The following is an 11,378-nucleotide window of genomic DNA, read 5'->3' as shown; positions in this document are numbered from 1 at the left end:
GACTGGTACTACACAGGCATCAACCAGAGGGCAGCCTAGATGAGAAGGACTACGATAGGGACACCATCAGGCATGGGCTTTCGCTAGCCAACGCTCGTTCGTGTCGAAGGATCTCAGCCAGTTCATAGACTCGCAGCCCGACGGCTTTGGAGGCGCCATGAGAACATACCGCTGCGAGCGCTGCGGCTATGTCTGGACCGTCAACGAGGCAGAGGGCGACAAGTAACGACCGGTCCTTCCGCCTATCCGCAGGCAGCGACGCTCTCTAGGAACCAAGAGCGGAAGGCTTCCGAGTCTATGTCGGTGCAGACAGTCACGTTGGGGTCTTGCCCCAAGAGACCGTCCAGATCGACCAAGGTACTTCCCGCGGTGAACTCCCCCGTGAGCTCGACCCCAACGTAGGTGTTGACGGTCTTGAACATCTGAGGGCACGTTACGTAGGCAACAGCGGTTGGGTCATACATCGAGAGCACCCGCTTGACGCCGCGGCTCAGGCGCCCTTCGAAGAGCGAATAGAGCATCTTGCCCGTCTTGCCCGAGCGGCGCATGAGCTCGACGTCCTCGAGAGAAAGCGCTGCCTTGTTGCCAATCTCAAGCCCAACCATGGTCACGGGCACGCCAGCGGAAAAGACGATGCTTGCTGCCTCTGGGTCAGTCGCGATGTTGAACTCGGAGAGCACGCCTTTGTTGCCCCTACCCAAGGCGCCGCCCATCAGCGCAATCCTCGAGATCTTTCCTCGAACGTCTGGGTGCACCTTCAGCAGCAGGGCAACGTTGGTGAGCGGACCTATGGCTATCAGCGTCATGGGTTCCCGGGCACCCATGATCGTTTTGTATGCAGCGTCGACGGCAACGTCTGGAAGCAGACAGGCGTCCGCCCTGCCTGCAAACACGTAGCCGTCCAGGCCACTTTTGCCGTGCACGTCGCTAGCGTCCACAAGCCCCCTCACAAGAGGACCGGTCGCGCCGCGAGCAACCGGGACCTTCTTGTTCCAGAACTTGAGCAGCTTGAGCACATTGTCTGTCACGTGGTCGAGAGAGACGTTTCCTCCAACGGTCGTAATGAGCCTAACATCCAGTTCCTCGGAGAAGAGCGCGATACCCAGCGCGGCTGCATCATCGGTGCCTGGGTCCGTGTCAATGATGACGGGCGTCTTGCTCATCTTGCCTCCGCCTTTCTCGCGTCACGCATGTCATTCGACTCCTCATTGTGAACGCATGAAAGGCTCAAGACCAGACGCTCCTAGCAAAAGCCCTTAGCTAAACAGTGCATCGGCTGGAATCTTTCCATTGATGACTCCCCCGGTAATCCCCCTCTCTCGCAGCATCCCCGCAATCGCGAAGATGGGGTCTGGGTCAATGCCCATCGACGCAGGCGGGTTGACGCCAATGCCGAAGACCACCTCAGAGAAGCGATGCCGCGGGTCAACGACGTCTTGGTCCCAAACTTCGGCAGCGTTTTCGAGATACTCCTTCCAAGCGGAATACGAGCGCTCCGCAAGCCGTGAGTCATTGCTCCAAGAGGAAAGCACTTCCTCGTCTGGAACGGGCACGAGATAGGAGCGATAGCTATCCTTCACCTCGTCTGCAATGCCATCGAGGTAGCGCCACCTGCCGCTACAGAACTGGTAGGGATGGCGATCTCCGCAGATGACGACAAAGAGCTGTCCCCTTTTCAAAGGAATGCTCGGGAGGCGGAGCATGGACCCCAGCGTTGAAGGGCTGTCAGGACTGACATTCCTTATTGCCTGCTCCACGCCATGCGCCCAGCAGAAGGCACCATTCCACTCTGAGAACGCCCTCAGGATGCCTGCGGCCTCCGCAAGGCTCTGAACCCGCACCAAGCTTTCTTGATAGCCAGACATTTGTCCCCCAAACGATTCGCAGCAACAATTGCCGACCGATCGTCACCGGTCACGCTCGAGCGCTTTGCGCGAAAGGCAGATGAGAGCGATTGAGCGACATGCCGCTGCGTGCCAGTGGGGACCTCCGGGGCGGCTCTGCCTTCCGTGAGAAGAGTATAGCACGGGATAGAACACTTGTTCTGGTAAACTTATTGCAAGATTCCCGAAAGCCCTGCCCCAAGCGTGTCTGCGCTGTCATGGCGAGGAGCGTCGGGCCACGAGAGCACGCGATCGAGCATGCCCTGAACGTCTAGCACGCCATAGGCGAAACCCTTTCGAACAAGCTCGTCAGGGACGAACTCGTCGTACTTGTCGAAGCGCGGCACTTCACCAGGGTAGACAAGCTCCATGGGATCGAGCGGCAGCGACGCCTGTTCCTTCACGACGCGATAGAACTCGCGGGCGTCCGCCTTCATCGTGAACTGCATGAAGTACGGGCGCGAGGAGTCAAGCCCCTTGAGCCCCAGCTCTCCTGCGCAGCGAATCTTGAGGAAGCGCTCAAGAGCGAGGAAGGCATAGCTCCCAAGCCACGGGAACAGGCACCAAGACGTTCCTCCCAAGCAGACGAGCGGCTCGTCGGTCACGTGGGCATTTGCCGCCACGTGGCGAGCTTGAGCAAGGCGGGCGCGCGCGTTGGCGCCCAAGTAGGGATAGTCGCGCTTTTCGAGAAGCACCCGATGCATGCGCTCGAGTATGCGCGTGTTGATGTCGCCCGCTACCATTCCGAAGTACGCGGGGACCTTGCCTTTGACCTGCGTGCACTCGATGAGGTGGCGCTTGTAGTCAATCTCTTCGATCACCCAGACGGCGCCGGCTATCGCGATTCTCTCCCCTACCGGCGGCGGCTGCACGATGGTGCCAAGCTCTTGGGACTCGCTTCGCACGGTGAACTCCTCGTCCGACGAGAAGACCGCATAGAACTTGAAGTTGTTGGTCACGCGCTCGCCGGCAAGCCCCACGATAAGCCCGCCCTCGTCGGTCCTCTGGATGTGGTCGATCGAGAGAAGGTGGCAAAGCAGCACGCGGTAGTCGTCTGCGCTCACGCGATGGAAAGGCGTGAGCGTGAGAACGCGCCGTGCCAGGTCGGCAGGCGTAAGCTCTCCTGAAGAGGCAAGCGTGGCCATGGTCTGGTGATAGAGCAGGCTGTAGGGAAGCCCGTCAAGACGTGGAGGCTCAACCCAGCGCTCCTCAAGATAGAGCTGCACGAGCGCGATGCCCTGCAAGAGCTTCCAGGGGATGGTCTCAGGAAGAAGCGCCCGCGCCTCGGGCTCGTCCTCTCGCATCACAAACCACATCTCCTGAGGCTGGCCGCGCCTTCCGGTGCGCCCCAGCCGCTGCAGAAACGAGCTTACCGTGAAGGGGGCGTCAATCTGGAACGCCCGCTCCAGCCGCCCGATGTCGATGCCCAGCTCAAGCGTGGACGTCGTCACCGTCGTAAGGTTTGCGTCCTCGTCGCGCATGATCTCCTCGGCGCTCTTCCTGAAGCTCGCCGAGAGGTTGCCGTGGTGGATGAGAAAGCGGTCGGGCTCCCCCACCGCCTCGCAGTACTGGCGAAGCGTCGTGGTGACCGCCTCGCACTCCTCGCGAGAGTTGGCAAAGACCAGGCACTTGCGGCCGCGCGTGTGCTCAAAGATATAGCCGATGCCAGGGTCGGCGAACACCGGCGCGCTGTCAGTTGGAGCCTCGGGCTCGGGGAGCACGGGCTCTTTCGGAAGCGGCTCTGATGGCGTGGCGCCTGCTGGGCTTGCGGCCTCAGCGCGCTTGTCCTGAGATGGAATCGGCTGGTCAGACGCCGCATTCGCTGGCATCTCGTAGGAGGGCTCTGCGTCCTCTTCCTCCACGGAGGCGCCGTGCCCCAGGCCGTCCTCTCCGCGCTCGGTCGCCTGCGGCCCCGTGGTGTAGAAATGCTCCATGGAGATGCGCCAACGAGCCTTTGGCGCGTCCATGCGCGGAATAACGCAGCCGCGGCCCGTGCCTGCAGAAAGGTAGTTCCCCGTGGCGACGGGGTCTCCGATGGTGGCAGAAAGGCCGATGCGGCGCGGATTGACGCCCGCGAGGCGCGAGATGCGCTCTATGCAGCAGAGCGTCTGGTCGCCGCGGTCTCCGCGCAGAAGCGAGTGCACCTCGTCTATCACCACGTAGCGCAAATCGCCAAAGATGCGCGGGATGGCGGCGTGCCGATGCATCAGCATGGCCTCGAGGGACTCGGGAGTAATTTGGAGGATGCCTGATGGATGCTTGAGCATCTTGGCCTTGTGAGCTGCGGAAACGTCGCCATGCCAATGCCAGACGGGAATGCCCGCCTCCGAGCAGAGGTCTTCCAGGCGAATGAACTGGTCGTTGATCAGGGCCTTCAGGGGCCCGATGTAGACGCAGCCAACCGACGCCGGCGGGTCCTCCCAAAGCTCGGTCAGAATCGGGAAGAACGCGGCCTCGGTCTTCCCTGAAGCCGTCGAGGCGGTAAGCAGGACGTTCTCGTCCGTATTGAAGATGGCGTCGGCAGCAGCCACCTGCACGGCTCGCAGGCTTCGCCAGTCATGCTCGTAGATGTAGTCCTGGATGAAGGGGGCATAGCGGTCAAAGACGTCCATGGCTGCCCCTAGATGTCAAACTCTGCGAACTGGTCGCCCATGCCCGCGCCGCCGTCGGAGCCATCGCCGCTGCGTTTGTCCTTTTGCGCCGCAGGCGCCTGCACAGGCGAGGAGAGGAGGTCCCCAGAGAGGAGCTCGGCCACCGACACGTTGGGGTTCTGCGCGAGAATGTCGAGCATCTCGATGAAGTCTCGAATCACCTCGCGTGGGGTCAGATGGGTGTCGGCGCCAACGCGGTTGAGCTCTGCCTCGAGAAACGCCACGAGCTCGTCCTGCGTTATTCGCCTCTCGTAGCCAAAGAGCCCGGCGTGGATGTCCGCGAGCTTCTCGACCAACACGAGCAGCTCCTCGTGCGTAAGGGGCTGCAGCCTGATGACGGGGGCGAGCATGTCCACGAGCCCGTCTTGCGAGAAGCGCCCCTGCGCGAGGCGGCTGCGCAGGGCCTCGTAGGAGTAGAGTCCGCGCCTGCGGTCCTCGATCGCCTGCGGCGTTCCGCTCATGATGATGCCCAGGTAGTGCGCCTTTCCTTGGAGCGTGTCGTTGTACATCGAGAGGATCTTCTCGTAGTTGTACTGGCGGCTGACCGCATTGGGGATCTTATAGAGGTTCACGAGCTCGTCGATGAGCACGATGAGCCCCTGGTAGCCGGCACCGCGCAGAAACGTGGCGAAGAGCTTGAGGTAGTCGTACCAGTCGTCGTCTCCGATGCAGATGTTGACGCCAAGCTCCTGGCGCGCCTCGGTCTTGTTGCGATACTCGCCGCGAAACCACTTGGTGACCGCCGCCTTGGTGTCGTCGTCCCCCTCGACGGAGGCCCGCCAGTACATGGTGAGCAGCCGCGCGAAGTCGTAGCCGTGGACCAGCTCCTCGAGCTGGCGCACCGTCACCTGGATGCGCTCTTCCATGGCCGCCATGAAGGCGGGGTCGTCGGGCGCAAGGCCGGTTGAGGTGGCAACCTCTGACTGAACGTTGGAGACCCAGCGGTCAAGCACCAGGTTAAGCGCCCCACCGTCAGGGCGGGTCTTGGTGGAGAGGTTGCGGATGAGCTCGCGGTAGGTGGCAAGGCCCTGCCCTCCGCCTCCTGTGAGCTTGCGCTCGGGAGAGAGGTCGGCGTCGCAGACCACAAATCCGCGCCCCATGGCATTGTTTCGGATTGCCTGTAAGAGAAAGCTCTTGCCCGAACCGTAGCGCCCCACGATGAAGCGGAAGCTCGCTCCACCGTCGGCGACCATCTGAAGGTCGTGCAGGAGCGCCGCAATCTCGCGGTCGCGCCCGACGGTGATGTAAGGCAGGCCAATGCGCGGCACGACGCCGCCCTTGAGCGAGTTGATGATCACCTGTGCCACGCGCTTTGGAACGCGCGGGCTTGTCGTGGGCTCGGTCATTGTCCCAGAAATCCTCTCAAATCGTCGAGATAGTCTTCAACCAGGCAGGGGTCCTCGCCGTCGAATTCTATGACGGTGTCGCCCACGAGGTCGAAGAGCTTCTCGTTTATCGAATCAACAAGCATATCAAGCGAAGGCGAGCCGGGGGCTCGAGGGGCAGGCGCCTCTCCGCCGAGAAGCGCGCGAAGCAGCGAAAGCTCGTCGGAAGTCAAGCCGGCTGGCGCAGCAGCGGCGCTCGGCGACGCGGGCGGTGGCGAGGCGGCAGCCTGCGAGGGCGCGGAGAGCGGAGCGGTGGCAGCCGAAGCAGGCACCGCGAGCGACTCGGCATCCATCCGCTGGTCAGGAGCATCCTCGCGCTCGTCGTCCACCAGCAGCGCCTCGCGCGTGGTGGCTGCTGCGGCGCGAATACCGCCCAGCTTGGAAAGGTCGACCGTGAAGGCGATGCGCTCCGAGGCCTTCTCGCGCGCAAGCTCGGCCTGGCACTCCTCCTCGATCATCCTGCTGAGGTACTTGGGGACTGGCTGCTCCTTCAGCAGGTGCTTGAACCCCCACAGCTGGCGCATTCGGCAGTCAATGGCGCGCAGCAGCTTCGAGACGTCCCGCCGGGCGCGCGCCTCGGGCCGGTACGACCATTGGACGCGATAGAGCCACCGCCCCGATACCCAGCTTACGGATGCGGCGGGCGTCACGCGAATCAGGCGAGGCGTGCCAAGGTCCGGCTTTTCGCCAAGGGGAACTCCCCAAAGCGGTCGATACTCGACGCTGGTTGGAGGGCCAAAAATCCCATCGAGAAACCCCACCTTGCGACGCTTCTCGCAGTGCTCCACCTGCCGCCTGAACACGCCCGCGCAGACATGCGCGGCAGCCTCCTCATTCTGGCGAAAGAACGGGGAGCGGCTGACGTCGCTCGAGGATATCTGGCCAAGCGCGGCGAAGACCTTCTCGTCATCGGGAGATCCTGGCGGAGGTGGCGGCGGAAGCTTGTCCTTGTTGGTGCGTCGGACCGGCTGGGCCATGAGCTCGCCCAGCTTGGCGCGCTCGGCGGCACGGAGGGTGGCTACGGCACCATCGAACGCGAGGTCTTGCTCCGAGAAGGCGCCCTTCGGGTCGAGGCCGTGCACTACGGCGTAGTCGCGAATCCAACGCTTGAAGTCGATTTGGTCAGAAGACCAATACAGGGCATAGCCGCCCTGCTCATAGGCGTCGCGCAACGCCTTCAGCTTCTCGAGGCCGTCATTGCCCGGCGTGCACCCCACGCCGTTGATGAGCTCGAACGCGAGAAGGGATACGAACGCGGAAGGCATGTCGACCTTCCGCCCCTCTCGCCAAGCCGTACGCCAGCCGAAGTACTGCCTCAGCTCAGCGTCGGTGAGCTTGGCATAGGTAGGCAGATAGTAAAGCGGGCTTCGACCGGGCTTGTAGGAGTCCGTGTAGCTCTCGGCGAGCCTTGCCTGCTTGGCAAAGACCTTTCCAGCCTCTTGGGTCGTCACGCGCTCGCTTGGCTGCATCGCACGGAGCTCTTTTAGAAGGGGCGGGAGCTCGACCTGGTAAGACCGAGGGCGCGCGTTGAATGATTCCCGAGGCAAGCGGGAGTCCGGCCAGCCGTCGTCAAAAGAAGCCGTGTCAAATAAGCTGTAGCTGGCTGCCGACGCTTCACGCAGATGCGCATTGTGCGGCTTCGATGGCCCGTCAGGCCGCTGCGGCACGCCCTGCTCCCGAGAGGCTGCTTGCCTCTGCTGGCGAAGCTGCGAGCGCTGCTCGGCGCGCTCCTGCCTTGCGGCCTCGCGTTGGCGGCGGCGCTCCTCCCAATCTTTGGCGTAGTCGCCTCCCTTGCGAATGATTGGCTGGTCAGAGTAGGTGCGCTCCGTGACGACCGAGTTTTCGCGAGAATATATCTGCTTCATGATCTGCTCGAGGATTTTGTCGACGTCCACAGACTTGCCGCCTTGCTCTGGCTCAACCACGGCGCACCTCCTCCCAGCCGAATCCGAGGACAGCTATCTATATTCAAATAATAGTAGCGGTGCCGGACAGAAATAGGAACATACGTACGTTAACCGCATGTGTACTCTAAAGAAATCCAACATGCCTGACCTATGGTAGTTGAGAGTTTGCACTTGCCCGATAGGGGCAAAACGAGAGGAGCCTTTATGGCACTTTGCACAAAAATCGGCATCATTGGCTGCAACCACGTTGGCGCTCACGTGGCAAACGCCATCCTCTACCAGGGTCTCGCTACCGAGATCTACCTGTCCGACCTCGACGACAAGCTTTGCCGCGCGCAGGTAAACGACCTGCAGGACGCGATGAGCTTCTATCCTCAGCAGGCACGAGTCTTTGAGTGCGACGACCGCTACGAGGAGCTTGCTGGATGCGACATCATCGTGAATGCGGCCGGCCACGTCGCCGCAGCCGCAACGGACCGCGACGGCGAGCTCAAGCTGACCGTTCCCGAGGCAAAGAAGTTCGCAAAGCGAATCACGGACGCAGGCTTTAAGGGCGTCTGGGTCTCCGTCGCAAACCCCAACGACGTGATTGCCACCGAGATCTGGCAGCTCACGGGCTGCGACCCCACGCGCGTGATAGGCTCTGGCACCACGCTCGACTCCGCGCGCTTCAAGCACGCGCTTGCCGACGCTACGGGCTACGACCAGGCGAGCATCAACGCCTGGATGCTTGGCGAGCATGGCTTCTCGGAGTTCGCGCTGTGGTCGCACGTTCGCTTTGGGTGCCTTACCCCCGAGGAGGTCGAGTCGCAGGCAGGCATCGCGTTTGACCGCGACGACCTCGAGATGAAGGCCGTCAAGGGCGGATACATCACGATGGCCGGCAAGGGCTGCACCGAGTATTCGATCTCCAATGGCACCGTCAAGATCGTGGCCGCGATCGTGCACGACTCCAAACTGATCACCCCGGTTTCCACGCTGCTCGACAATGTCTACGGCATGAGCGGCCACTACGCCTCGCTTCCCTGCGTCATTGGCAAGGACGGCGTCGAGAAGGTCTTTGTCCCCGAGATGACCGACCGCGAGGTCGAGAAGTGGCAGGCCAGCTGCAAGCACATCCAGGACAACATCGCTAAGGTGAGCTGGTAGCAAGCGCTGTCGAAGAGCAATGCCGAGGCGTCGGAGCGGTCGCGGCCGGCGCCTCCTTTTTTAGCCCGCGCGACCCGCGCTGCGCCCCGATGCCAAGTTCCGCGACTTCTGATGCTCGCCCCTGCCAACTTCCGCGACTTCTGATGCCGAATCTGCCAGGTTTTTCGACTTCTGATGCCCGAACTGCCAACTTGCGTGACCTCTGATGCCGCAAAAGTCGCGCAACCTGGCAGCGCGCCGTCATGTGGGGCTGCAAAAGAATTGATGACGCGCATCGTGAGGGGCGCACTTCTCGCCCAGCCTCTCTGCTCTCTGCCCGCTGCTTCTTGAAGCCTGCCGTGCGCCTCTTCGCTGGAAGTCCATAAAGCCGCCCGGAAATCACCACGCGGCGGACGGGCTCCCTCTGTTGTGTGGGAGCCTCGCAGCGCCCAAGCCTCGAAAGCCCACCCGACAGGCCCTCTTACCTGCTGGTTCCCGCCGCAGCCCCGCACGACGGAGAGGAATCAGCGACGACGGTCCCACACAATGGGGCGCGCCTCTCGAGAAGCCGCTCAAGACCCACACGACAGGACTCACGAACTGGGGAAACGAGCTCGATTCCCGCACGACGGAAAAATATCGACACCGTCAGCCCCACACAACGGGTGCCTGCCAACTTCTGCGACTTCTGATGCTGGGCGATGCCAACTTCCGCGAGTTCTGATGCCGAATCTGCCAGGTTTTGCGACTTCTGATGCCCGAACTGCCAACTTGCGCGACCTCTGATGCCACAAAAGTCGCGCAACCTGGCAGCGCAACCTGGCGGCGGCGCCCGGCGGCGTCACGCCCTAGCGGCGGCGTCGAACCTTCACCTTGATAGATCCGCCCACATTGCCTGATTCGGAAGACGTCCTTCCTTTGCGCCCGAACAGCCTTGAGAACTTCGCCTTCCAGCGATTTGCCCTGTGGTTCAGGCTCTCGCCGCTCTTCGACCTCAGGCCCAAAAGCGGCGCTGCACACAGCGTGGGCAAGAAGTACTCGATTGCGCGCCACAGCACGTACCCCGCTGCTGCCTCGCCCTCGAACATGCCGCCAAAGAGCAGAGCGAAACCACCCTCCGCGCCGCCAGTTCCGCCAGGAAGCGGAATCGCGGAGGTCAAAAGCTCGAGCATCGATCCGGAAGCCATGCACGTGATAAGGTCCGCGTCCTTCTCGAATGCTTGCAAAACGAACCAAGGAAGGGCGTAAAGACAGGCCAGCTGCAGCATCGTGAGAATCAAAATCGTAATCATCTCAGGGACGTTTTGCGATGCGCGCTTGAAGCCGCGGGCAAACTCGTTGATCTGCTCGACAAGCTGGTCGCGCTTTTTGTCGGAGTCCTTCAGCCAGCCCTTCCGCCCCAGGAAGTTCATGCCCGCGACGACTCCCTTGGTTACGAGCTTAGGATACAAGCAGATAATCATCAGCGCGACGCACTCCAGAATCTTGAATCCAAAGAGGATCGCGCCAAGCAAGAACACGTTGTCGAACGTCTCCACGAAGTAGTCCATGCGGAAAACGAGCATCAAAGCCGCAAAGATTCCCTCGCTCGCCTCATAGATGATGAAGCGCGTAGATTGCAGCGCGCTGGCGCCGCCCACGGTCAGGCCCGAGCGCGTCAGGCGGTATATCTGCGCAGGGGCAGCCCCGACGCCATTTGGGGTCAGGTTCATGAAGAAGATGCCCGAGGCCTCGACGCTCATGAGGTCTCGCAGGCCGACCGGCGAGTCTGGGTCAATGACGACAGAGAAGACGTACGCCGAGACGCCGAGCACGTAGTACAGCAGGTAGCACAGCATCCCTCGATAGATCCAGGTCTGGTCTACCTGCGAAAGGCTGACGAGAAACTCGTCGAACTGCCCAGAGAACACTAGATAGAGAATGTATGCCACCATGACAACAGCAAGGAAAAGCACGCTCCTGCGTGCCTGCCCAATGCTTTTCTTGTCGGCTTCCCTATCCTGCGCGGCGACGGTCTTGACTGCCTGGACCTTGTACTTAACGCCGCCAGTCTTGACTTTGGGGCTTGCGGCGACCGTGCCCCTTGCCTTGGGGCTGTCCGTCGGCGTTGCTGAGGCCCCTTCCTTAGGAGATGGGACAGAAGATGGCCTGCCGGAACTTGCCCTGCCAGCCACAGCCGCACTTTTCGCGGTGCTCGCAGAAGCGGCGGCGCTCGTCTTTTTGCTCTTCTTACGTTCTACGACAGGAGCGCCCACCACGGTGGGCTTCGGTGCCTTTGGCTTGTGGCCGGACTTCGGACCCGGCACTCCCACACCTGCCGAAGACCCAGACGCGCCAGCGCCACTGCCAGCCTGCGAGGCGGGCACCTGGCCGACCTGCTTCGAAGTGCCGTCGTCCTTGTGTTGGGTGCCCTCGGCCATGCAC

At 62.0% G+C, this 11,378-nt stretch carries 8 protein-coding genes; 2 read left to right on the top strand and 6 right to left on the bottom strand.

What is annotated here, in order from left to right; translation table 11 throughout:
- Nucleotides 1-100: 100 nt before the first annotated feature.
- Nucleotides 101-226, top strand: coding sequence for a hypothetical protein (locus ACOYJL_RS05520; protein ID WP_433569220.1), 126 nt, complete (start codon nt 101-103; stop codon nt 224-226).
- 16 nt (nt 227-242) lie between these two features.
- On the opposite strand, the gene rihC is transcribed toward ACOYJL_RS05520, so the two are convergent.
- The 5 genes from rihC to ACOYJL_RS05495 all read right to left on the bottom strand — a co-directional run bounded on the left by rihC (nt 243) and on the right by ACOYJL_RS05495 (nt 7,844).
- A complete protein-coding gene (rihC, locus tag ACOYJL_RS05515; protein ID WP_433569219.1) occupies nt 243-1,163 on the bottom strand; it encodes a ribonucleoside hydrolase RihC in 921 nt (306 codons plus the stop codon).
- A gap of 93 nt (nt 1,164-1,256) precedes the next feature.
- A complete protein-coding gene (locus ACOYJL_RS05510) occupies nt 1,257-1,865 on the bottom strand; it encodes a hypothetical protein (protein WP_433569218.1) in 609 nt (202 codons plus the stop codon).
- A gap of 188 nt (nt 1,866-2,053) precedes the next feature.
- On the bottom strand, nt 2,054-4,495 hold the full coding sequence (locus ACOYJL_RS05505; protein ID WP_433569217.1) for a DEAD/DEAH box helicase: 2,442 nt from the start codon (nt 4,493-4,495) through the stop codon (nt 2,054-2,056).
- Between the two features lie 8 nt (nt 4,496-4,503).
- Nucleotides 4,504-5,880 (bottom strand): ATP-binding protein, encoded by a 1,377-nt coding sequence (locus ACOYJL_RS05500; protein ID WP_433569216.1) that lies wholly within the window; start codon nt 5,878-5,880, stop codon nt 4,504-4,506.
- The gene (locus tag ACOYJL_RS05495) at nt 5,877-7,844 is read right to left on the bottom strand and encodes a TerB N-terminal domain-containing protein (RefSeq protein ID WP_433569215.1); all 1,968 of its coding nucleotides are present in this window, start codon (nt 7,842-7,844) and stop codon (nt 5,877-5,879) included. The genes ACOYJL_RS05500 and ACOYJL_RS05495 overlap by 4 nt, the downstream gene beginning before the upstream one ends.
- A gap of 186 nt (nt 7,845-8,030) precedes the next feature.
- On the opposite strand from ACOYJL_RS05495, the gene ACOYJL_RS05490 reads away from it, so the two are divergent.
- Nucleotides 8,031-8,975: a lactate/malate family dehydrogenase gene (locus tag ACOYJL_RS05490; RefSeq protein WP_433569214.1), complete on the top strand. Its 945-nt coding sequence runs from the start codon at nt 8,031-8,033 to the stop codon at nt 8,973-8,975.
- An 827-nt stretch (nt 8,976-9,802) separates the two neighbouring features.
- On the opposite strand, the gene ACOYJL_RS05485 is transcribed toward ACOYJL_RS05490, so the two are convergent.
- On the bottom strand, nt 9,803-11,374 hold the full coding sequence (locus tag ACOYJL_RS05485) for a lysylphosphatidylglycerol synthase transmembrane domain-containing protein (RefSeq protein ID WP_433569213.1): 1,572 nt from the start codon (nt 11,372-11,374) through the stop codon (nt 9,803-9,805).
- Nucleotides 11,375-11,378: the final 4 nt, after the last annotated feature.

This window comes from Tractidigestivibacter sp. (assembly GCF_050946515.1).
Classification (GTDB): Bacteria; Actinomycetota; Coriobacteriia; order Coriobacteriales; family Atopobiaceae; genus Tractidigestivibacter.
Note: the sequence above shows the minus strand (reverse complement) of the source record. Positions and strands in the feature narration are given on the sequence as shown.

Coding starts and splice junctions, on each gene's coding strand:
- rihC (WP_433569219.1), bottom strand. CDS start 1,163: ATGAGCAAGACGCCCGTCATCATTGACACGGACCCAGGCACCGATGAT.
- ACOYJL_RS05510 (WP_433569218.1), bottom strand. CDS start 1,865: ATGTCTGGCTATCAAGAAAGCTTGGTGCGGGTTCAGAGCCTTGCGGAG.
- ACOYJL_RS05505 (WP_433569217.1), bottom strand. CDS start 4,495: ATGGACGTCTTTGACCGCTATGCCCCCTTCATCCAGGACTACATCTAC.
- ACOYJL_RS05500 (WP_433569216.1), bottom strand. CDS start 5,880: ATGACCGAGCCCACGACAAGCCCGCGCGTTCCAAAGCGCGTGGCACAG.
- ACOYJL_RS05490 (WP_433569214.1), top strand. CDS start 8,031: ATGGCACTTTGCACAAAAATCGGCATCATTGGCTGCAACCACGTTGGC.
- ACOYJL_RS05485 (WP_433569213.1), bottom strand. CDS start 11,374: ATGGCCGAGGGCACCCAACACAAGGACGACGGCACTTCGAAGCAGGTC.